This is a genomic window from Bradyrhizobium erythrophlei, from assembly GCF_900129425.1.
GTDB lineage: Bacteria > Pseudomonadota > Alphaproteobacteria > Rhizobiales > Xanthobacteraceae > Bradyrhizobium > Bradyrhizobium erythrophlei_C.
In genome coordinates this window covers 946185-969364 of the sequence record NZ_LT670817.1, presented here as the reverse complement: position 1 = coordinate 969364, position 23180 = coordinate 946185, and the positions used below count along the sequence as shown (strand labels likewise).

Below are 23180 nucleotides of genomic sequence, written 5' to 3'. Positions count from 1 at the left end.
TGACATGAGACATTTCTGCAACGTGCACGTCCCTCGTCATGGCCGGGCTTGTCCCGGCCATCCACGTCCTTGTTTCGTAGCTCTAAAGACGTGGATGCCCGGCACAAGGCCGGGCATGACGAACTCACATGTTGCGCCGACGGCCTCCGCACTTACTTCCCGTAAGCTTCGCGCATTCTGGCCTGGATCTTCGCCATGCCTGCGATCCAGCGGTCGTAATTTTCGGTTTTCTTGCGCATGTAGCCGAGCACCTGCGGGTGCGGCAAAATGACAAATGTCTCCTGCTCAATGCCCGCCAGCGCGTCCTTTGCCACCTGCTCCGGCGAGAGATCGCCGTCGCCGGATTGCGGGCCTTTCGGGATCGAGCGCAGCATGTTGGTGTCGACGCCCTGCGGACACAGGATGGAAACCTTGATGCCGTCGGCCTTGTGCGAGATCGCCAGATTCTCCGCGAATCCGACAGCCGCATGCTTTGTCGTCGAATAGGCCGGACTTCCGACCTGCGACAAAAGCCCGGCGGCGGAAATCGTGTTGAGAAAGTAACCGCCGCCGCGCGCCTTCATGCGCGGGACCAGATGCCGCGCGGCGTAGACATGGGCCATGACATGGATCGCCCAGCTTTTCGCCCACGGCTCGTCGGAAGTCCCGCCGGCATTGTCGGACATCGGATCGAAGCCGCCGCCGATGCCGGCATTGGAGCAGAACAGCGCGATCGGGCCGAATTTCTGTTCGGTTTCCTCGATCAGGCGGCGGATGTCGTTCTCCTGCCCGACGTCGCATTTGAACGCCGCGCCGTCGATCGAGGCGGCGACAGCTTCGGCGCCCGCGGCATCGAGATCGGCGACGACCACCTTGGCCGCGCCGGCGCGGTGAAAGGCTTCGCACAGCGCGCGCCCGATGCCATTGGCGCCGCCGGTCACAACCACGACTTGGCCGGCGACCTGCATTGTATCAATCCGCCGTTTGAAAAGTCTTCAGGTCAGAACGAGATCGAGCACGGCGGTGTAATGGCAGGCCGCGCCCAACAGCACGAAACCATGCCATATCGCGTTCTGAAAGCGCAACCGCCGCCAAGCATGAAAGATGACGCCAAAACTATAGAGCAGGCCGCCAACCGCGATCAACCACACCGCCAGATGCGGCAGCGACGACAGACCGCTGTCGTAGGCAATGATGCCGCTCCAACCCATCGCCAGATAGAGACCGACCGAGACGCGGTCGAAACGCCCCGGGAAAAACAGCTTGAGCACGACCCCGACCACGGCCACGCTCCACACTCCCGCCAGCAGCGACATCGCAAACACGCGGTCCTGCAACTGCACGAACACCGGCGTGTAGGTTGCGGCGATCAGAATATAGATCGCGGAATGATCAAGGCGGCGCAGCAGCCATTTGCTGCGAGACACCGGCCACAGATTATAGGCAGCCGAAAACCCGAGCATCGCGAGCAGGCCCGCAGCGTAGATCGATACCGAGACGATTTCGTAGGCGGAAGCGAATACGGCCGCGAGCACGATCAGCACGGTTGCCGCGATCACGCCCCCGAATACGCCGATGCCGTGCACCACGCCGTCGGCGATCAGTTCGGCCCGATCGTAGTTCCAGCGGATGGCACCTGCCGCCGCATGCGCCGAATTCGAGGCGAGCTGTTTCAGTCTGAAGATGGTCATGGCGGCCCGGTGAGCTGGCTATTGGAGCGATAAATCATACCTCCGGAGAGGTCAACGAATCCCACGAACCCCTCGGCTCAAATCGCGTCCGAAGTATGAAACTTGATTTCCGATCTCTAATAGCCACTTTCGGTAATTGTTCCGCCCATTGCCCCCGTCACATCGAGCTTCCCCCGCCCGCATGGCCCTCCGTTTTTCCGATATTGTCGAGGAGGCGCGCCTGTCGGCGCGGGCCCTCAAGGACTACGGCGATCACTTTTTCAATCCGACGGTCCGGCTCGGCGTCACCGGACTGTCACGCGCCGGCAAGACCGTGTTCATTACGGCGCTGATACACGGCCTCACCCGCGGCGGCCGCTTTCCGGTGTTCGAGCCGTTCGCCACCGGGCGGATCGCCCGTGCCAGGCTCGAGCCGCAGCCCGACGACGCGGTGCCGCGTTTCGACTATGAGAACCATGTCCGCACCCTGATCGAGGAACGGCGCTGGCCGAATTCCACGGTCGATATCAGCGAACTGCGGCTGGTGATCGACTATCAGCGCCAGAACGGCGCCGATCGCACGTTGACGCTCGATATCGTCGATTACCCCGGCGAATGGCTGCTCGATCTGCCGCTGCTCAACAAGAGTTACGAGCAATGGTCCGCCGAAAGCCTCGGCCTGTCGCGGGAACGTCCCCGCGCGCGACTCGCGGCACCATGGCATGCGCATCTTGCGACGCTGAATGCCCGCGAACGTGCAGACGAGCAGGCCGCGCTGACATCGGCGCGGCTGTTCACGGATTACCTGCGCGCCTGCCGCGACGAACGTTTCGCCATGAGCCTGTTGCCGCCCGGCCGCTTCCTGATGCCGGGCAATCTTGCGGGATCGCCGGCGCTGACCTTTGCGCCGCTCGATCTGCCGGCCGAAGGCGTCGCGCCAGAGGGATCGCTGTGGGCGATGATGGTCAGGCGGTACGAGGCCTATAAGGACGTGGTGGTTCGGCCGTTTTTTCGCGACCACTTTTCGCGGCTCGATCGCCAGGTCGTGCTGGTCGATGCGCTCGCGGCCTTCAACTCAGGGCCGGAAGCGCTGGTCGACCTCGAGGCGGCGCTGGCGGGCATTCTCGATTGCTTCCGGATCGGCCGCAGCACGCTGCTCTCGAGCCTGTTCCGCCCGAAGATCGACCGCATTCTTTTCGCCGCAACCAAGGCCGATCACCTGCACCATTCAAGCCACGATCGCCTGGAGGCGGTTTTGCGGCGGACCGTCAGCCGGGCCGTCGCGACAGCTGAGAACACCGGCGCCGAGATCGACGTCGTGGCGCTGGCGGCGGTGCGCGCCACCCGCGAGGCCCAGGTGCAGCGTGGTCGGGAAAAGCTGCCGTCGATCCTGGGGACGCCTGCGGCCAGTGAAATAACCGGCGGCGAGGCCTTCGACGGCAACACCGAGGTCGCGACCTTTCCGGGCGATCTGCCGGCCGATCCGGAGCAGCTTTTTGCCGGCGAAGGCGCGTTTCGCGGGCTCTCCAGCGCGGCGGCGGAAAAGACCGATTTTCGCTTTCTCCGTTTTCGGCCGCCTCAGCTCGATAGCCCGGAGGCGGATGGTCCGATGCTGCCTCACATCCGCCTTGACCGCGCCCTCCAATTCCTGATCGGAGACAGGCTGCAATGAGCGAGCGACCCCACCCTCGGCGGCCGGCGACCTTCAGGCTCGACGATCCCGGCGTAATCGTGATCGATCCGGACGATGCAAGCCGCCCGCCCCGCGGCACGGTCCGCGTCGCGCCGGAAACTGACCCCGCGCTGCTGCCGGTGCCGGTCGAGATGCCTGTCCTCGCCGCGCGACGCGGTTTTCGCTGGGGCGCGGTGTTCTGGGCCGCGACCGCCGGACTGGTCGTGCTCGGTGCCGGGCTTGGCGTGACCCATCTGATCGAGGATCTGTTCGCGCGCAGCGAAAGTCTCGGATTCCTCGGACTGGCCTTTGCCTTCATCGCCTTGCTGGCCTTTGCCGTTGTCGTCGCGCGCGAAGCGCTCGGGCTTGCGCGTCTGGCGACGATCGAAAAACTGCATCGGCGCGCAGCCGCGGTGCTCGTGAGCGATGACCGCGCCGACAGCCGGAGCATCGTGGCCGACCTTCTGAAGCTCGCGCACCAGAACCCGCAACTGGCGCGGGCGCGCGCCACGCTGCAGGGCCATGCCGACGACATCATCGACGGCGCCGACCTGATCCGCCTCGCCGAGCGCGAGCTGATGACGCCGCTCGATCAGGAGGCGCGACGGCTGGTGTCGGTGGCGGCGCAGCGCGTCTCGATCGTCACCGCCGTCAGTCCGCGCGCTTTGGTCGACGTGCTCTTCGTATTCGCGGCATCGCTGCGCCTGATCCGCCAACTGGCGCGGCTGTATGGCGGAAGGCCGGGAGCGCTGGGCATGATCCGGCTGATGCGCCACGTCATCGCCCATGTCGCGATCACCGGCGGCATGGCAGCGAGCGACAGCCTGGTGCAGCAGGTGCTCGGCCACGGCATCGCGGCAAAACTGTCGCAGCGGCTCGGCGAAGGAATCCTCAACGGCCTGCTCACTGCGCGGCTCGGACTCGCGGCCATCGACGTCACGCGCCCGCTGCCGTTCACCGCCCTGCCGCGGCCGGCGCTCGGCGATCTCGCAAAAGACTTGCTGCGCAAGCGGGATGGCGAGGAGTGAGAACTGCTGATTGAATGGTGAGTGAAATCTATTCTGGTGCTGGTCGAATCTGGAATTGGTGGTTGGCGCTCGACACGCGCTCGGTGCCACCTCTCCCCTTGCGGAAGAGGTCGGATCGCATCGACAGATGCGATCCGGGTGAGGGGTTCAGGTCTATCGATGGACCGCGCCCCCTCACCCCAACCTCTCCCGCAAGGGGAGAGGGAGCTCACTGCCGTTGCCGAAATATCGAACCTCAACTTCGACAAGGCGAGATCTATCGCGGCCCGACGATCCTGGTTCGCAGCGACATCAGGCCCTCGAACGCAATCACCATGTCGTCGCCGGGCTGCAAATAAAGCTCGGCGGCGTTGGGTTGTCCGACCGCGACGCCGCTCGGCGCACCCATCGCGATCAGATCGCCGGGCTCGAACACGACGTAGCGGGAAAAGTGCTCCAGCACGTCGGCGATCTTGTAGAGGTAGTCGCCGGTGTTAGAACGCAGACGTTGCTTCCCGTTGACATCGCAGGTGACCCAGAGATTATCGGTGTCGGCGACTTCATCCATGGTGAGAACGAACGGACCGACCGGCGCAAAGCCCGGCATGTTCTTCGCGGTCCAGAACCGGCTGCCGGAGGCGACCTCGCGCTTCTGGATTTCGCGCGCGCTGACATCGTTTGTCAACGTGAAGCCGCAGATGTAATCCATCGCGTCGGCCTTCTTGACGCCATGGGCGCGCTTGCCGACGACGTAGCAAAGCTCCGGCTCGTAATCGAGCGTGGTGATGTCCTCAGGCTTGACGACCTCGTCGCCATCACCGGACATCGTGGAGTTCAGTTTGATGAACCCGGTTGGCTCGTTCGGGACTTCGGTCAGCATCTTGTTGGCGGCGAGTTCCTCGCGATGTTTCCTGTTGTTCTTGCCGACGCAGAAGAACTTTGACGGATCGGGAATGGGCGGCAGGAATTTCAGACCGGCAAGCGGGCGAAGCAGTTTCGCGCGTTCGGCTGAACCCGCGAGTTCTTGCAGCGCCGCGATGGTCTGTGGGCCGCTCGTGAGCGCGATCTTGACCGACGTCGCCGGAACCGGCCGCTGCAGCGCATTCGCAGCGGCTACGACGTCGACGATGTCATCGCCGCGGACGATGCCGAAACGCGCCTCATAGCCTGCTTGCGGATCGACAAAAGATGCCAAACGCATATTCACTTTCCTCCCGGTAATTGCACGTCGTTGTCTTTCACAAGCTTGCTCCATTTGGCGACGTCGGCATTGATGTAGCGGCCGAATTCTTCCGGCGTTTGCGGCTTCGGTTCGGCGCCCAGCGTCGCCAGATGGTCGCGAAACTCCTGCGTCTGCATCGCCGCGACGATGACCTCGTTGAGCTGTTTGACGATCTCGGGCGGCGTATGCGGCGGCGCCAGCAGCCCGAACCAGCCCACCGATTCGTAGCCGGGCACGGCGTCGGCGACCGGCGGGACGTCGGGATAGAATTTGGATCGTTTGGTGTCGGTCACGCCGAGCGCTTTCAACTGGCCCGACGCCACGAGTTGCTGCACCACCGGACCCGGCGCGAACATCATGTCGATGCGGCCGCCGAGCAGATCGGTCACGGCAGGACCGGTTCCCTTGTAGGGAATGTGCAGCATCTTGATGCCGGTCTCGCTCGCGAACAGCAGACCGGACAGATGCGACGCAGCACCAACGCCGGAGGAGCCGAACGTCAATCCGTCAGGCTTTTGTTTGGCGTATTTGATCAGATCGGCGGTCGAGTTGACCGGCAGCGTCGGGCTGGCAACCAGCAGATAGGGCGGCGCCGCGGCGACGACGATCGGAGACAGGTACTTGTTGACGTCGAACGGACCGTCGCCGTCGGCGCCGGCGGAAACCGCCATCAGCGCGCCGGTCGATGCCATCAGCAAGGTGTAGCCGTCGGGCACAGCCTTCATGGCGTACCTTGTGCCGAGCGCACCCGAGGCGCCCGGCTGATTTTCCACCACGACCGGCTGGCCCCATTTGCTGTTGAGGTTCTGCGCGATGATGCGCGCCAGCACGTCGGTGCCGCCGCCGGCGGCGAACGGCACGATCATTTTGATCGCGTGGTCGGGGTAATTGCCCGCCGACGCCGGCAGGGCGCACGGCCAAAGCGACAGCGCCACCAATGTAGCCGTCCGAAACAACATCTAGAATCCTCCCTGCTCCGATTGGGCGTCCTGATGGCACATCAAGGCCGCAACCGCAAAGCCGCTGTCATTGCCACGCCAGGCCGGCTCAATCTCGCCCGCCAGCACGCGCCAGCGGTACAGCGGCGAATCCGCCGGCGGCGAAAGCTCAGGGGTCCAGCCGGTCAGCTTTTCCAGCGCATAAGTGTCCATCACGGTGCCGCGCCAGCGACGTTCGACCCGTTCGAGCGGCTCCCTGATCGCCGTGGTGGAAGCCCACACCGGATTGGCATTGTCCGGCTCCCGCGCGACGTAGAGGCCGGCATGACCTTTGATTGAAGCCATGCCGGGATCGTGAAAACCGAGATACCGCCCGCGCTCGTTGATCTGGATCACCGGCACGCGATCGCCAAAATACCAGCGCAGCATGGCGTAGGTCCGGTAGTCCGTGGTGGCGATCCAGGTCGCGCCGGTTTTCTGCAATTCGGCCTGCGCCCGGTCGGCCACCTGCTGGTAGCCCGCCTCGCCGCCGATCGGATCGGTCTGGCCGATGAAATTCCAGGGCGCGACGACATAATAGAGAAACACCACGACGACCGTGACGATCCCGGAAGCAATCGCCGCGTTGGCCCACGAAACCGTCGATTTGACCATCCATGCCGGCCAGCCCTCGCGCGGCAACATTGCGACGTTAATGGCGGCGGCGGCAAATCCGGCCGGCCACATGAACATCGGCCAGGTATCGCCGACCCGCAGCGTCAGCGATTTCCAGAAGAAATAACCGAGGGGAACGATGACGGCGGTCGACAGCAGGATGGCGACGGCGTCCAACCGGCGATAGCCCCGCCACGCCGTCAAGGCCACGCCCGACAACACCACCGGCAGCAGGACAAATCCGACCAGCCCAAACTGCAGGCCGATGAAATCCCCGACGGTGCGAAGCGATATCTCGTGGGTAGCGGTCGCCCGAACCAACTGGAACCGGAACGACGCCCAGTCGTGCCCGGCATTCCAGATCAGGACCGGAAGAAACAACGCGACCACGATCAGCGCCGCCAGCCAGGGGTATGGGCTGGATAGCCAGCGCCGGCGCCAGTCCGGCACCAGCATGAAGGCCGCTACCGCCGGAACCAGCATGACCGCGGTAAATTTCGACAACAGCGCCAGTCCCGCGAACACGCCGGCGGCCAGCCACCAGCGCGCATCGTCGCTTTCCTTGAGCCGGACCAGCGCCCACAGCATCGCGACCGCAAACGGAATTAGCGCCACGTCGGGCGAGACCTTGGCCATCAGCAGCCCATAATAGACAGCGGCCTCCGGCATCAGCAACGCAAGCACCACCGCGCGGATGTCGTGCGTCACGCGCCGGGCGATATCGGCGAGCAGCAGCTGGGTGATCAGCATCGCGACGATGCCGGCGAAACGCACACCCAAATTGGTGTCGCCGAAGATGGCGGTGCCGAAACGAATGAACCACGCAATCATCGGCGGATGATCGAGGAAGGAGAGCACGTTCTCCTTCGACCAGGTCCAGTAATAGGCCTCGTCGGTCCGCAGATCGATCACGCTTGCGTAGACCACCCGCAAGGCTGTCATTGCGGCGATCAACGCCGCAATGGCGAGCCATTGACGAAAGGCGGAATGGTCCGGTTTCGGGGCGCTGTTGTCTGGCGGGGCGATCGTCACGGCGCTTTCTCCCCGACTCCTCAGGGAGTGTCAACGTGTTCAAGTCCTCGGCGGCGTCGCGGCAGCCGCCAGGTCGGCGCGCGGAAAGGTGGTCACTGGTGGAATTAAACTCTACTATCGCCGGTCTATTGTAGATGATTGTTCGGTTGCACAGCATGGCCCGATTTTCTCGGCAGCGGCTGACGGAATTCATCCGCGGCATTGGTGTCCGGCAGATCCGGCTCGTCTGCGGAATGGTGCTGTTTGCCTATCTGATCAGCCATTTTCTCAACCATGCGCTCGGCAACATCTCGTTGGATGCCCTTGCCACCGGCATCTACTACCATACGGCGTTCTGGCAATTTCTCCCCGTGGCGATCGTGTTTTATGCCGCGGCATTGGTCCACGCCGGTCTCGGGATCTGGGCACTCTACCAGCGCCGGCAATTTCGCTGGAAGGCGATCGAGCCGCTTCAACTGGTGCTCGGCCTGAGCATTCCGGCGCTGATCATTGCCCACATTACCGGCGTGCGGCTAGGCGAGGCGCTTTACGGGCAGGAAAAGCTCTATCCGCAGGTGTTTTATGCGTACTGGGTCGTATGGCCCTACAAAATGTGGCTGATGTTCGCGGTGCTGACCATCGCCTGGATCCACGGCAGCATCGGCCTTTATTTCTGGCTGCGGATGAAGACGTTCTACAAACGCGCGGCACCGTTTCTGCTGGCGGCAGCGGTGCTGGTTCCGACGCTGGCCCTGCTCGGTCTCTATCAGGGCGGACGCAGCGTTGTTGCCGACAGCGATAGCGCCGAGTGGAAGGCGGACAATCTTTCGCCGCATCAGGTCGGCACGCCGGCCGAGCAGGACACGCTGGAAAACATCGTGGATTATTTCCTGATCTTCTATCTCGGCCTGATCGGATTTGTCTTTCTGGCCAGGGGCGTGCGCGCCCTGCACGAGCGCCGCGGCGGCATGATCACCCTGTCCTACGGCAATGGCCGAACGGTTCGCGTACCGAAGGGCCTCAGCGTGCTTGAGGCAAGCCTGCGCTATAATGTCCCGCATGCCAGCGTGTGCGGCGGCCGCGCACGCTGCTCCACCTGCCGCATTCGCGTGATCGGGGATTGTGCCTCGCTGCCAATGCCGTCCCAGCGCGAGGCATTCGTGCTCAACCGGGTTGGTGCGACCGACCCGTCGATCCGCCTTGCCTGCCAGCTCAGGCCCGAGACCGACCTCTCCTTTTTCCAGCTCTTCACGCCGCACGCGATGTCGGCAAACGCGCACGCGTCGCATCCGCACCGCATCGGCCAGGAGCGCTATCTGGTCAGCATGTTCGTGGACATGCGTGGATCGACCAGGCTCGCCGAACATCGGCTGCCGTTCGATACCGTATTCATCGTCAATCGCTTCCTGGGCGCGGTGTCGCAGGCCGTGATCGAGTGCGGCGGCCAGCCCAACCAGTTCGTCGGCGACGGACAATTGGCGCTGTTCGGGCTCGCGACCAATCCGCAAACCGCCTGCCGCCAGGCGCTGCGGGCGGTCGCCATGATCGCCGTCAATGTCGAGGAGTTGAACCAATTTCTCAGGCATGACCTGCACGAGCCGATCCGCTTCGGCATCGGCATTCATGGCGGCGAAGTGATCATCGGCGACATCGGCTATCGCGACCACATGGTGTTCACCGCGCTCGGCGACGCCGTCAATGTCGCCGCCAGGCTGCAGGACATGACAAAGAGTCTCGCCTGTGAAGCGATCTTCTCGGAAGAGATTCGCATGACCGCCGGCCTTGCGGCGGCCGATGCTTTGCCCGAGCATGAAGTCGCAATCCGCGGGCGTACAGATGTGATGATTGTACGCTCTGTTGCTGACGCGAAAACGCTGTCCGCGCTGGTCGGCGACGTGGATGTCGTCGCGGCTTGAAGCGGCGCGACATCGATGTGTGATGTTTTTCACGCCTGAACAGCCGTTCAGAAAATTAGCGGCTGCGTTGCAGCCGTCGTTTCGATTGCCATGGCCGCCGCAAAACCGGCCGGCATGATTGCGATGGCATCGCCGACAGGTTGTCCGCCTGGACCCGTGTCCGTCAGGTCCATCACGTAAAGTCTATTGGGGTTGCGAGCGCGTATGCACTACGACTCCCGCTGTTGCTTCGTTGATTCTGACGACGCCTTTCGAAATCCACACCCGAACCGCCTCTATGGACACCAGAGCTATTCTCGCAACGCATGGGCGCGATGTCCGGCTTGATCTGTTTCGCGGAATTGCGAACTGGTTTATCTTTCTGGATCACATCCCCAATGATGTTGTGAACTGGATCACGATCAGAAATTACGGATTCAGCGGCGCCGCGGATCTGTTCATATTCATTTCCGGCTATACCGCGTCGATCGTCTACGGAAGAATGATGCTGGAACGCGGTTACCTTGTCGGAGCAACCCGGCTCTTCAAGCGTGCATGGCAGCTCTACGCCGCCTACATCGTTCTGTTCGTGATCTACATCTCAGCGATCGCCTATGTCGCGGCACGATATGCTGTTTCCGACATCATCTACGAATTCAATGTTACCGGTCTGGTCGAGCATCCGATCCACGCGCTGGCCTACGGGCTGTTCCTGGTATCCAAGCCGCTCAACCTCGATGTGCTGCAACTGTATGTTGTGTTGATGGCGTTCTTTCCGCCGGTGCTGTGGGCCATGTTACACAAGCCTGACCTGACGCTGGCCGGATCCGTTGCGCTCTATTTCGCCGCGCGTGCGTCCGAATGGAATTTGCCGGCATTTCCCGACGGCAGCTGGAACTTAAACCCGTTTTGCTGGCAACTGCTTTTCGTGTTCGGCGCATGGTTCGCGCTCGGCGGGGCCGACAAATGCCGCGCGGTTCTCAGGTTGCCGGTCCTGCCTTATTTCGGAATCGCCTACCTGGTTTTTGCTCTCGTCATGACGATGGCGGGGCGTTTCCCGGAGTTCGGAAAAATGTTCCCGACATGGCTGTTCGACGCGTTCAATCCCAACGACAGGACAAATCTCGCCCCGTATCGGGTTTTGCATTTCATCGTCATCGCATTCTTTGTGACGCGACATGTATCGAAGGACTGGCGTAGGCTGGAATGGCCGATCTTCAAGCCGGTCATCACATGCGGCCAGCAATCGCTCGCCGTATTTTGCACCGGGGTCTTACTCTCGTTTGTCGGCCATTTTGCCTTGATGATAGGTTCGGGCTCCCTGACTGCTCAGATTTTCGTGAGCGCGGCGGGCGTCTCCATCATGACCCTCGTCGCCTACTATATCTCATGGTCCAAGCGACAGGATGACCCGCTTCGCATCGCCTCCGTTGACGCTCCTGTATGAGTTCACGATATGGCGCGCTGACATGGCGAACCGGAACATAAGACAACGCTGCGATTTATCCGGTGGTCATCCGAGAAAGGAAACGATCATGAAACTGACGACAATCGCACTAGCCGGCGTGTTCGCGCTTTCGAGCACGTTTGCACTTGCACAAAGCAGTGGAGGTTCTGCAGGCGGAAGTTCTACCGCAGGCCCCGCGACAGCCGGCACGACGACAGGCTCGTCGATGGGCGGAACCACGACGGGAAACGCGGCCGGGACGCTGAACAGCGCGCCGACCCCGGCCCCTTACAACTCCAGGAATCCGTCGGGCAGCACGGTAGGCGCCAGGCCTTCGCCGAGCGGATCGACGTTAACTCCGACTGGTCCAGGCTCCGGCCTCAGCAGGTAAGGCGTTAAAGAAAAAAGCCCCGCAAGTGCGGGGCTTTTTTGGCAGGACGGTGTCGGCATCTCATTGGCGGATTACCATTTTTCCCGGTGTTCGTCGTTTGATGAACCCATAAGACTTCAAGGTTTCGCCCGGCTCAGCAAACCCCTCGGGCGATCGTAACCACCTGTTAACCGGACTTCCTAACGCCGTTTCCATTCGCACAATGTATGGACGAGCTCTTGTAACGGGCAACATTCCGCTTTGGCGATGGACCGAATGAAGGCTAACCGAGTTTCCTTGCCCGATCTTAGACTGCCGGTTCTGGGAAGTCCGATCCGCTGGCTTGTGCTTAGTGGTGGGCTGCTGATCGCCGCGATCGCGATCGGGACCGCCGTCATGGTGGGCAATTTCCGCGAGCGGTCGCTGAATAGCAGCGAGCGCGAGTTGGCAAATGCGGTGCTGCTGCTGGCGCGCCATTTCGATCAGCAAATCGAGGATTTCACGGTCATTCAAATTGACGTGGTCGCGCAAATCAGGCTGGCCGGAATTAGCTCACCCGATATTTTCAGGGAGCGGATGGCCACTCTTGAATGGCACGAAATGCTAAGAAGCAGAGTCGGAGGATACTCCGACGTCGCCGGCATAAATGTGTTCGATTCGGAGGGAGTGCTGATCAATTCGTCCGAAAGCTGGCCGGCTCCGAAGGTCAACGTTTCCGATCGAGCCTACTTCAACGCCCTCAAATCGGGAACGGCGGCCACGCCGGTTCTGGTCGAACTGGTGCAGAGCCGTTTCACCCGGGCCTGGGCCACCATCATCGCCCGTAAGGTGAGCGGCCCGCACGGAGAGTTTCTGGGGCTGCTCACAAGGGGCATTACGCCGGCAACCTTCGAAAAATACTTCGCGAGCGTGGCTCTCGGGGAGAGTACCGCCATTTCCATGTACCATCGGGATGGAACGTTACTGGCCCGCTATCCTCATGTCGACGATATGATCGGGCGTAATTTCGGAACCGGCATGGTCCATCAAAAAATTCTATCGAAGACCGATCATGGGACGTTGCGTCTGACCAGCCCCATTGACGGCCTTGAGCGTCTGGCCGCGGCTCGCGCCCTGGGCAAGTTTCCGATTTCCATCATTGCGACGACAACCGTAGCGGCAGCTTTGGCCGATTGGCAGCAGCAGACCAGGTTCCTGATCGGGGTTGCGGCCCTGTCCGTGCTGATCATCGTCGCGATGCTGTTTCTTATCGTTCGAAAGCTGTTGCAGCAGCATCGGTTTGAAAAGCAGCGCCTCGACACCGCGCTCAACAACATGACGCAAGGACTGCTGCTGTTCGACTCGTCGCAGCGGTTGGTGGTCTGCAACCAGCGCTATGTCGAGATGTTCGGCGTATCCACCGATGTGGTGAAGCCGGGCTGCACCATTTACCAGCTGCTGTACCACCGCAAGGCCATTGGATCGTTCAAGGGCGACGTCGAGGAGTATTGCGGAACTCTCGTGCGGAAAATGGCGCAAGGAGAAGTATTTCAGGCAATCCTGGAGTCGCCAGACGGGTGCTCGATCCAGGTGTTGTACCGACCGCTCCCGGATGGCGGATGGGTGGCGACATTGGAGGATATCACCGAGCGCAGGAACACCGAGGAGCGCATCAGGCATCTCGCGCACTACGACGCGTTGACCGATCTGCCCAACCGCGTGCTGTTCCACGAACGGCTCAAACACGAACTCGCGCGGATCCGGCAAGGCGAGCAACTGGCGGTGCTCTATATCGACATCGACGAATTCAAAAGCGTCAACGATACGCTCGGACACCTGATCGGCGACGAACTCCTGAGATCCGTCGCCGTGAGCCTTGTCAATTGTATCACGGCGTCCGATTTCGTCGTCCGGCTGGGCGGCGATGAATTCGCCATCGTGCTGACCGCGGTCAAAAGCCGCCAGGATGTCGCCGACCTCGTGACACAAATCTACCGGGCCATCCGCGAGCCTTATGAATGTCTCGGCCACCAGGTCACGACCGACGCCAGCATCGGCGTTGCGCTGGCGCCGCAGCATGGCGGCGAACTCGATCAGCTTCTGAAGAATGCGGACCTCGCGATGTATGCCGCCAAGGCCGCCGGCCGCCGAACCTATCGCTTCTTCGAACCGGAGATGGACGCGCGCGTGAAGGCGCGCCGTGAACTGGAGATGGATCTGCGACAGGCACTCGCCGACGGCGGGTTGGAAGTGCACTACCAGCCCTGCGTCAGCCTGCGCGACAACAAGATCACCGGCTGCGAAGCTTTGCTGCGCTGGCGGCATCCCGAGCGCGGCATGATCCCGCCATCCGAGTTCATCCCCGTTGCGGAAGAGACGGGCCTGATCAATCAGCTTGGCGAATGGGTGCTGACAACCGCGTGTGTGGAGGCCGCGACATGGCCTGACGACATCAAAGTGGCGGTCAACGTTTCGCCGGTCCAGTTCAAGCACGATACCTTTGCGCTTAAGGTCGTCGCGGCTCTTGCGACGTCCGGACTCTCGGCCAGCAGGCTGGAGCTGGAGATTACAGAAGCTGTTCTCATTCGCGACGACGAAACGGCGCTTGCGATCCTGCATCAGCTTCGGGCGGCGGGCATACGGATTGCACTCGACGATTTCGGCACCGGCTATTCTTCGCTGAGCTACCTGCAGCGATTTCCGTTCGACAAGATCAAGATCGACCGCTGCTTCGTCGACGGGATCGTTGAATCTTCATCCATTGTGCGGGCGGTGGTCAACATCGCCGCGGCGCGCAATATCACCACGACGGCGGAAGGCGTGGAAACGGAAGCGCAGCGCGATTTGCTGCGCACGCTCGGCTGTACCGAAATGCAGGGTTATTTGTTCAGTCCGGCAAGGCCGGCCGCCGACCTGATGCGGATGTTCTTCCCGCGCCGTGGCCGTCCCGCGGCGGTTCAGGCCGGCCCCCGAGAGCCGGTTTCGATGGCGCAGGCGCGCAGGTTCCCCGTCTAAACAGGACCGGAACCGGCGCGCTGCCCGGTCTTTGGCCCCTCAAATGATCGATAAGGGAGGCAAAAACCGCAAATGCGCCGCAAAATGACGATTTTCTGCCGGAATCGGGCTGTCGTTTAAGCTATCAAGCTTGCCCCATACCGCGTATCCTGCCCCTCCGGGCATGGCCGGTTTGCGGGGACCAGCAGTTCGTTATTATTTTTTTGATCCCGCGGAGACGACGTGATGGCTAAAGGTACTGTAAAGTGGTTCAACGCGACCAAGGGTTTTGGATTTATCCAGCCCTCCAGTGGCGGCAAGGACGTTTTCGTTCATATTTCGGCAGTCGAGAAGGCTGGCCTTTCGACACTCAACGAAGGACAGACGGTCGAATACGAGGAAGTTGCCAATCGCGGCAAGACCTCGGCCGAGAACCTCAAGGTTTGACGCGAGCGCGCGGTCAGTAACAGCGCACTCTCGGACGCAATCCGGGAGTGGGGCTTCAAAAGAATATAAAAAAAGATTTCATCCTCGCAGGAGCGGGCACCGCTTTTGCGCGCTTTCGAACTGGCGCAGAAAGCGCTGGTTCGACCGCGACGCTCAGTCCTCCGTGACCCATTTTTCCACCGTCATGACATCGGGCGGCTGCAGATAGCTGCGCGGCCACATATCCACGACCCATTCGACCTTGGTGGCGCGCTCGACCAGCACCGCGGTATTGTGCGGCGTCTGCAGCACCAACGCATTGCCGCGATAATGCGGGTCGCCCACCACATGATATTTTAACAGGCCCCACTCCTGCAGCACCAGCAACAGGCTTGTGGTATTGCGGGTGGTGTCCCAGCAGTCGAAATTGTGCTTGTCGTCGAAGTAGCGGAAATCCGCTTTTGCGACGCGTTTGTTGGTGCCGATCACCGGTCCCATGCGGCGATCGAACCAGATCACGGCCTTCTGCACCGCAGCCCGTTCGGCGGCGGCCGAGGCCCGGCCCGCCGCGAGGATCTGGGTCAGCGCGCTACGGTCGCCGGCGCTGAAATCGAGGATCTCGCGGCGTCTGCAGACGAAGCCGTAACAAACCGTCATGCGCTGCGCCGAAGGCGGAAAGATCGACACCGTGGTGTACAGCGCGGCCTGCGGCGCGCTCAATTCGACGGCACGCGCCGGCAACGCCATAGCCGTCAAGGCCAACCCCGCAAGGGCCAGAGCAAAAACCGCCGGAGTTCGGCCGCCTCCGCCAAATCGTTCCCGCCGCTCGGTCAACCCCATCCCCACCACGCTTCCAGCCAAATAGTCGCGCCAAAACTATCGCAGCGCTTTCGCCCTGCCAAGACCGGCGGCATGATGGAGGCAGAAGAGACGCGCCATGAAACCCGATCCATCTGCCTTTCCGCCATTCGATGCGCCCTACGCGCCGGACGATCGTATCCTCGCGGCCCGGCTTCTCGAAACGGCCCGATTGAGCGCGGCGCAGGAACAGCGAATCGACTGCACGGCAACGCGCCTGATCGACGCCATTCGCGCCAACGACGACCAGCTCGGTGGCGTCGAAGACATGCTGCGCGAATTCGCACTCTCGACCAAGGAAGGCCTGGCGCTGATGGTGCTCGCGGAAGCCCTGCTGCGCGTGCCGGACGCCCGCACCGCCGATCAATTCATCGAGGACAAGCTCGGCCAGGGCGACTTCGTGCACCACGAGACCAAATCCAGCGCTTTCCTGGTCAATGCGTCGGCCTGGGCGCTCGGCATGTCGGCACGCGTGATTCAACCGGGTGAAACTCCGGAAGGGACCATCGGGCGGCTCGCAAAACGGCTGGGGGTGCCCGCTATACGCGCCGCCACGCGGCAGGCGATGCGGCTGATGGGCAGCCATTTTGTGCTGGGCGAGACCATCGAATCAGCCCTGGCGCGGGCAGCGCCGCGTTCCGTTGGAAGCCCGCGCTATTCCTTCGACATGCTCGGCGAAGGCGCGCGCACCGCCGCCGACGCCGAGCGCTATTTCAATTTTTACGCCAGTGCGATCGAAGCCATCGGCCACACCGCCGGTGGCCGGCCGCTGCCCGACCGGCCCGGCATCTCGGTCAAGCTCTCCGCGCTGCACCCGCGTTTCGAACCGCTAAGCCATCGGCGGGTGATGACGGAACTGGTTCCGCGACTGATCGATCTGGCACGGCAGGCCAAGGCCCATGATCTGAACTTCACGGTCGATGCCGAGGAAGCGGATCGGCTCGAATTGTCGTTGGAAGTGATCGCGGCTGCGCTCAGCGACGCGTCGCTCGCAGGCTGGGACGGTTTTGGACTCGCGATCCAGGCGTACCAGAAGCGCGCCGGCGCGGTGATCGACTACAGCGACGGCCTCGCCAGGGCGCTGAACCGGCGAATAATGCTGCGCCTTGTCAAGGGCGCCTATTGGGATACCGAGATCAAGCGCGCGCAGGAACGCGGCCTTCCGGACTACCCGGTGTTCACCCGCAAGGCCATGACCGACTTGAACTACATCGCCTGTGCGCAAAAACTGCTGGCGCTGCGGCCCCGCATTTTTCCGCAATTCGCAACCCACAACGCGCTGACGGTTGCGACCGTTCTCGAACTGGCCGGCGACGGCGGCGGATTCGAGTTCCAGCGCCTGCACGGCATGGGCGAGGCACTGTATGCGCGACTGGGCGAAGATCGCCCCGAACTGGCCTATCGGACCTATGCGCCGGTCGGCAGCCATCGCGATCTCCTGGCCTATCTGGTGCGGCGCCTTTTGGAGAACGGCGCCAATTCGTCGTTCGTGGCGGTCGCCGCCGACGACACCGTGCCGGTGGCAACCCTGTTGCGGCGGCCGGCTGAACTGATCGGTAGCGCCGACAACGCGCGGCATCCGAACATCCCGCTGCCGCGCGATCTCTACCGGCCGCAGCGGCCAAATTCGCACGGCATCGAATTCGGCGAGCGCGCGGCATTGTCGGAGCTGCTTTCGGCGGTCACGGCGGACAACGCGGTGGTCGCCGCGGCGCCGCTGATCGACGGCCAGACACGCACCGGCGCGGCGCGCGAACTGGTCAGCCCGATCGATCTGGCAACATCCGTCGGGAGCGTCATCGACGGGACGCCGGAATACGCCAGTGAGGCGGTTGCTACCGCGCGCGAGGGGTTCAAAGCCTGGAGCCGGACGCCGGCCGGGAAGCGCGCGGAAATCCTGGAGAGGGCCGCACACCTGCTGGAGCAGCGCCGCGCACATTTCATCGCGCTCTTGCAAAGCGAGGGCGGCAAGACCCTTGACGACGCGCTTTCGGAAGTCCGCGAGGCCGTCGATTTCTGCCGCTACTATGCCGCGGAAGGACGCAAACTTTTCGGCGATGGCGAAACGATGCCGGGCCCGACCGGCGAAAGCAATGTGCTTAAGCTGCGCGGTCGCGGCGTGTTCATCGCGATATCGCCGTGGAATTTTCCGCTGGCTATCTTCCTGGGCCAGGTGACGGCGGCGCTGATGGCCGGCAATGCGGTGGTGGCCAAACCCGCCGAACAGACGCCGCTGATCGCAGCCGAAGCGATCCGCCTGCTGCATGAGGCCGGCGTGCCGGCATCAGCGCTGCAGCTGTTACCCGGCGAGGGCCATATCGGCGCGGCGCTGGTCGCGCAAGCCGGCATCGCCGGCGTGGTCTTCACCGGTTCGACCGAGGTCGCGCGCGCGATCAACCGCACGCTGGCCGCCAAAGACGGCCCGATCGTGCCACTGATTGCAGAGACCGGCGGCATCAACGCGATGATCGTGGACGCAACCGCGCTTCCCGAGCAGGTTGCCGACGATGTCGTGACATCGGCCTTCCGCTCGGCCGGCCAGCGCTGTTCGGCGCTGCGTCTGCTGTTCGTTCAGGACGACGTCGCCGATCGCATGATCGAGATGATATCGGGCGCCGCACGCGAACTCAGTATTGGCGACCCGCGCGACCCGGCCACCCAGATCGGACCGGTCATTGACATCGATGCCAAGCAGCGGCTCGAGAGCCATATCGCGCGAATGAAACAAGAGGTTCGCGTGCATTTCGCCGGGATTGCGCCCGCCGGCAATTACGTCGCGCCGCACATTTTCGAGTTGCCGGATGCCGACCGGCTGACCGAGGAAGTGTTCGGACCGGTTCTGCATGTCGTGCGCTACCGCGCGACCGAACTCGATCGCGTGCTGCGATCGATCGAACGCTCCGGCTACGGGCTGACGCTCGGCATTCACTCGCGCATCGACGATACCATCGAGGCCGTGATCGACCGCCTTTCCGTCGGCAACGTCTATGTCAACCGCAACATGATCGGTGCGGTGGTCGGCGTGCAGCCGTTCGGCGGCCAGGGATTGTCGGGCACCGGTCCCAAGGCCGGCGGCCCGCATTACCTGACGCGCTTTGCGACCGAACAGACCGTGACCGTCAACACAGCCGCCGCCGGCGGCAACGCCGCGCTGATGTCGGTTATGGAATAAACACAATCTCCGTCATTGCGAGAGCGTTAGCGACGAAGCAATCCAGTCCTTCCTTGCCGCTTTCCGGATTGCTTTGCTTGCGCTCGCAATGACGCTGAAAACGGTCGTTGCATCGCATCGCCAACATCGGTCAAATGCGCCAGGAATCTACCGATCGCGTGAATTGCGATTCCACACCGCGGAATAAGACCAACAAGAACCACAGGAGCGACTTCACCATGGAAGACGGCATCTTCGAAGGCCTCAAGGTTCTGGACTGCGCGAGCTTCATCGCAGCGCCGGCGGCCGCAACCGTGCTGTCGGATTTCGGCGCCAAGGTGATCAAGATCGAACCGCCGGGGTCAGGCGATCCCTACCGGAGCCTGCCGAATTTGCCGGGCTATCCGGTCAGCCAGCACAATTTCGCGTGGCTGCTGGACGCCCGCAACAAGAAGAGCCTTGCGCTCGACCTCTCCAGCCCGGAAGGCCAATCCGTGTTGTATCGGCTCGTCGCCGAGGCCGACGTATTCATCACGAATTTTCCGCCCGCCGTGCGCGGGAGGCTCGGGATGACCTATGCCGAACTCGCGCCGCTCAATGAGCGGCTGATCTATGCGTCCTTCACCGGCTACGGCGAAAAAGGCGAGGAAGCCAACAAGCCTGGTTTCGACACCAATGCCTATTGGGCACGCTCGGGTCTGATGGATCTGGTGCGCGCGGATACCGACACCACGCCGGCGCGCTCGGTCGCCGGGATGGGCGACCATCCCTGCGCAATGGCGTTGTACGGCGCGATCGTCACCGCGCTCTACAAGCGCGAACGCACCGGCAAGGGCTCGCATGTCAGCTCGAACCTGATGGCCAACGGCATCTGGGCCGCTTCGGTGCTTGCCCAGGCCAAATTATGCGGTGCGAAATTCGGCGAGCGGAGGCCGCGCGAGCGCGCGCTGAACGCGGTGACCAACCACTACAAATGCAAGGATGGCCGCTGGATCATTCTTTCGCTGCTCAACGAGGAACGCCAGTGGCCGGCGCTGGCCTGCTGCATAGGGCGGGAGGATTTGATCACCGATCCCAGGTTCGCCACCAAGCCCAGCCGCCATGCGCGATCGCTGGAACTAATCAAGCTGTTCGACGAGGTTTTTGCCACCAAAGAACTCGCCGAGTGGCGCAGGATACTCGACGGCAATGGCCTGGTGTTCGGCGTGGTCGGCATCCTCGACGACATCCCGAACGACAAGCAGATGCTCGAGAACGAGGTGCTGGTGCCGTTCGAGGGCGATACCATGCTGACCATCAACAGCCCGATCTGGGTCGACGGCAGCAACAAGGTGAAACCGCGGCATCCGCCAGGGATCGGCGAACACAGCGACGAGATTTTGCGCGAGGCCGGCTACGACGACTCGGCAATCCAGAAATTGCGGGCGTCGGGTGCGGTGGCGTAACTTCTCCAGCCCATGTGGGATATTCGACGACAAGGAAACCGGCGATGCCGACCTACCGACTGCACTACTTCCCGGAATCAGGAAACAGTTACAAGCTCGCATTGATGCTTACTCTCTGCGGGCAGACCTTCGAGCCGGTCTGGACCGACTTCAGCGGCGGCGAAACGCGAACGCCGGAGTGGCGGCGCACCGTCAACGAGATGGGCGAGATTCCGGTGCTGGAAGAGGATGGTGTGCGTCTCACGCAGACCGCGCCCATCCTGCTGAAACTGGCCGAGCAGTACGGCCGATTCGGTGGCGAGGACTCCCGTGAGAAATTCGAAGTGATGCGCTGGCTGTTCTGGGACAATCACAAGCTAACCGGCTACATGGCGGCCTATCGCTATTATCGGACCTTTACGCCCTCTCCAGACCCGCATGTGCAGGCTCACTTCCGCAGGCGGCTTGACGACTTCCTGGGAATCCTGGAGCAACACCTGCGGCGATTCCCGTTCGCTATCGGAGACCGGCCGACCGTGGCTGATTTTTCAATGATCGCTTATCTGTCGTATCCCAGCGACGAAACCGGATATGATTTTGCGGCGAGCCACCCGGCCATCAACGCCTGGCTGCTGCGCGTCGCCAGCCTGTCCGGCTGGCGCTCGGCCTACGACCTATTGCCCGGCAAGCGTCTTACGCACTACGCGTAACGATTTCGGGTTGGACCCCACCACTACTCTAATTGTTGTGGATCAGCACCCAGCCGACGGCGGCAAGCCCGATAATCACGGCAACCGCGATCGCCCACACGCTGACGCGGATGTCGCCGATGGTTTGACGTTCGGCTTCATTCTGGGCGATCTCGCGATTCCGCGTCTTGTTGTCTTCGTCCGCCTCGTTCATCGCCTGCTCTCCCGTGAACGTCGACTTGCCCGCTCGGCGCTGCCAGCCGTGGCAGCCTAGCCTAGGCTCCCGCCGTCGTCGATGGACGCAAGGCCGCGTCAAATGATGCGGGCTGATCGGCGGCAGCCTTGCCGCTTCCTCCCATGCCGGCGAGCCGGCCCAGGCAAAACGCCGCCAGCGCGGCGCATAGCGCGGCGGCCGCGGCCGCCATGAAGACGGACGCGGTGCTCCATTTCATGGCCAGCAGCACGCCGCCCACCAGAGGGCCGACAATCGAGCCGACCCGGCCGATCCCGAGCGCCCAGCCGATGCCCGTGGCCCTGATCGAGGTCGGGTAGAACGCCGCGGCCAGCCCGTTGGCGGCGATCTGGCCGCCGACAATGCAGAACCCGGCGGCGAAAATGGCCAGGGTGACGAAAATGACGGAGTGCCCCAGCTGGCCGATCGCGCCGACCGCGAAAACAGCGATGAAATACACCAGCGCCAGCGCCCGAAACGAGAAGCGGTCGATGATGCTGCCAAGCGCAAACGTTCCGACCACACCGCCCACCTGCAACATCGATCCGATCGCCGCCGCCTCGGATACCGAGGCGCCGAGGTCGTTGAGCAACGTCGGCAGCCAGTTCGACAGGAAATAGAGATCGAGCAGGCTCATGAAGAAAACCACCCACAGCAACAGCGTGACCAGGGTTCGGCCTGCCCTGAACAGGTGCAGCACCGGAATCCCCCTCAGTTCGGGTTCATGCACGACGAACCGCGTCGCCGGCGCAAACGCCGCCTTGGGATTGATCAACCTCAGCAGGTCAGCGACGCGCGCATGCGCGCGGCCGGTAATCGCGAGGAACCGGACCGATTCCGGCAGCCGCAGCGCCAGGATCGGGACCAGCAGCAGCGGGGCTGCGCCGCCGACGATAAACACCGAGCGCCAGCCGAAGTGCGGGATCAATGCCGCCGCGATCAGGCCGCCGAGCGCCGCGCCGACCGAGAAGCCGCAGAACATGATCATGACCATGGTGGCGCGGCGGCGGCGGGGACTGAACTCGGACGTCATCGCAATCGCATTGGGCATCGCGCCGCCGAGGCCGAGCCCGGTCAGAAAGCGGATCGCGAGCAGCGTGTTGACGTCCTGGACGAACGCGGTGACGATCGCACCGATGCCAAATGCAAGCGTCGAGAAAACGATGATCTTCTTGCGCCCGATGCGATCGGCCAGCGGACCGAACAGCAACGCGCCGATCATCAGCCCGAACAGGCCGGCGCTGAACACCGGACCCAGCGCGCCCTTGGTCAGGCCCCATTCCCTGGCGACCGCAGGCGCGACATAGCCGATGGCCTGGGTATCGAAGCCATCGAGAAACAATACCGCCGCACAGGTCAACAGCAGCCCGATCTGAAATCGGCCGACCGGCTGCTGATCGATGAATTCGGCGACATCGACGAGCGATGCGCCGGCGACATCGAGCGATGCGCCGCTGCCTTGAGCCTGAGACGCCGCCATCATTATCCCTCCCCTGAAATCCGGATCGCGGTTCTTGCCGGCCGCTTGTTTATCGCGATAGCCTAGCGCGGATTCGGCGAAA

The 23180-nt window shown here is 62.7% G+C and carries 17 protein-coding genes; 9 read left to right on the top strand and 8 right to left on the bottom strand.

Annotation, left to right across the window (positions count from 1 at the left end; genetic code table 11):
- Positions 1 to 152: 152 nt before the first annotated feature.
- Together B5527_RS04705 and trhA are read right to left on the bottom strand one after the other, a co-directional pair.
- Positions 153 to 947 (bottom strand): SDR family oxidoreductase, encoded by a 795-nt coding sequence (locus B5527_RS04705; RefSeq protein ID WP_079600234.1) that lies wholly within the window; start codon positions 945 to 947, stop codon positions 153 to 155.
- 27 nt (positions 948 to 974) lie between these two features.
- Positions 975 to 1670 carry a PAQR family membrane homeostasis protein TrhA gene (gene trhA, locus B5527_RS04700; protein ID WP_079600233.1) on the bottom strand — a complete coding sequence of 232 codons (696 nt, stop codon included), beginning with the start codon at positions 1668 to 1670 and terminating at the stop codon, positions 975 to 977.
- A 181-nt stretch (positions 1671 to 1851) separates the two neighbouring features.
- Between trhA and B5527_RS04695 the strand changes: the two genes are divergently transcribed.
- Positions 1852 to 3321, top strand: coding sequence for a YcjX family protein (locus tag B5527_RS04695; RefSeq protein ID WP_079600232.1), 1470 nt, complete (start codon positions 1852 to 1854; stop codon positions 3319 to 3321).
- Positions 3318 to 4349, top strand: a complete 1032-nt coding sequence (locus B5527_RS04690) for a YcjF family protein (protein ID WP_079600231.1) — start codon at positions 3318 to 3320, stop codon at positions 4347 to 4349. Before B5527_RS04695 ends, B5527_RS04690 begins: the two co-directional genes overlap by 4 nt.
- Positions 4350 to 4605: 256 nt before the next feature.
- Here the strand turns inward: B5527_RS04690 and B5527_RS04685 are convergent, their stop codons facing one another.
- From B5527_RS04685 to B5527_RS04675, 3 genes are read right to left on the bottom strand one after another with little or no spacing between them, the layout of a single operon-like run.
- The gene (locus tag B5527_RS04685; RefSeq protein WP_172842480.1) at positions 4606 to 5529 is read right to left on the bottom strand and encodes a fumarylacetoacetate hydrolase family protein; all 924 of its coding nucleotides are present in this window, start codon (positions 5527 to 5529) and stop codon (positions 4606 to 4608) included.
- Positions 5530 to 5531: 2 nt separating this feature from the next.
- Entirely contained in the window at positions 5532 to 6509 is a 978-nt protein-coding gene (locus tag B5527_RS04680) for a Bug family tripartite tricarboxylate transporter substrate binding protein (RefSeq protein WP_079600229.1), read from the bottom strand.
- Entirely contained in the window at positions 6510 to 8084 is a 1575-nt protein-coding gene (locus B5527_RS04675; protein ID WP_079607073.1) for a glycosyltransferase family 39 protein, read from the bottom strand.
- A gap of 245 nt (positions 8085 to 8329) precedes the next feature.
- On the opposite strand from B5527_RS04675, the gene B5527_RS04670 reads away from it, so the two are divergent.
- The 4 genes from B5527_RS04670 (at position 8330) to B5527_RS04655 (ending at position 15285) form a co-directional block, all read left to right on the top strand.
- Positions 8330 to 10069: an adenylate/guanylate cyclase domain-containing protein gene (locus B5527_RS04670; protein WP_079600228.1), complete on the top strand. Its 1740-nt coding sequence runs from the start codon at positions 8330 to 8332 to the stop codon at positions 10067 to 10069.
- A 277-nt stretch (positions 10070 to 10346) separates the two neighbouring features.
- Positions 10347 to 11495: an OpgC domain-containing protein gene (locus B5527_RS04665; protein ID WP_079600227.1), complete on the top strand. Its 1149-nt coding sequence runs from the start codon at positions 10347 to 10349 to the stop codon at positions 11493 to 11495.
- 646 nt (positions 11496 to 12141) lie between these two features.
- Positions 12142 to 14859 carry an EAL domain-containing protein gene (locus B5527_RS04660; protein WP_079600226.1) on the top strand — a complete coding sequence of 906 codons (2718 nt, stop codon included), beginning with the start codon at positions 12142 to 12144 and terminating at the stop codon, positions 14857 to 14859.
- Between the two features lie 225 nt (positions 14860 to 15084).
- A complete protein-coding gene (locus tag B5527_RS04655) occupies positions 15085 to 15285 on the top strand; it encodes a cold-shock protein (RefSeq protein WP_079600225.1) in 201 nt (66 codons plus the stop codon).
- Positions 15286 to 15438: 153 nt separating this feature from the next.
- On the opposite strand, the gene B5527_RS04650 is transcribed toward B5527_RS04655, so the two are convergent.
- Positions 15439 to 16011: a hypothetical protein gene (locus B5527_RS04650; protein WP_154072832.1), complete on the bottom strand. Its 573-nt coding sequence runs from the start codon at positions 16009 to 16011 to the stop codon at positions 15439 to 15441.
- 190 nt (positions 16012 to 16201) lie between these two features.
- On the opposite strand from B5527_RS04650, the gene putA reads away from it, so the two are divergent.
- The 3 genes from putA (at position 16202) to B5527_RS04635 (ending at position 21407) form a co-directional block, all read left to right on the top strand.
- Positions 16202 to 19294 (top strand): bifunctional proline dehydrogenase/L-glutamate gamma-semialdehyde dehydrogenase PutA, encoded by a 3093-nt coding sequence (gene putA / locus B5527_RS04645; RefSeq protein ID WP_079600224.1) that lies wholly within the window; start codon positions 16202 to 16204, stop codon positions 19292 to 19294.
- 218 nt (positions 19295 to 19512) lie between these two features.
- The gene (locus B5527_RS04640) at positions 19513 to 20718 is read left to right on the top strand and encodes a CaiB/BaiF CoA transferase family protein (protein WP_079607071.1); all 1206 of its coding nucleotides are present in this window, start codon (positions 19513 to 19515) and stop codon (positions 20716 to 20718) included.
- Between the two features lie 44 nt (positions 20719 to 20762).
- On the top strand, positions 20763 to 21407 hold the full coding sequence (locus B5527_RS04635) for a glutathione S-transferase family protein (protein ID WP_079600223.1): 645 nt from the start codon (positions 20763 to 20765) through the stop codon (positions 21405 to 21407).
- 28 nt (positions 21408 to 21435) lie between these two features.
- Here the strand turns inward: B5527_RS04635 and B5527_RS45180 are convergent, their stop codons facing one another.
- Positions 21436 to 21600, bottom strand: coding sequence for a hypothetical protein (locus tag B5527_RS45180; protein WP_172842479.1), 165 nt, complete (start codon positions 21598 to 21600; stop codon positions 21436 to 21438).
- A gap of 61 nt (positions 21601 to 21661) precedes the next feature.
- A complete protein-coding gene (locus B5527_RS04630; RefSeq protein ID WP_245332497.1) occupies positions 21662 to 23101 on the bottom strand; it encodes an MFS transporter in 1440 nt (479 codons plus the stop codon).
- Between the last annotated feature and the right edge of the window lie 79 nt (positions 23102 to 23180).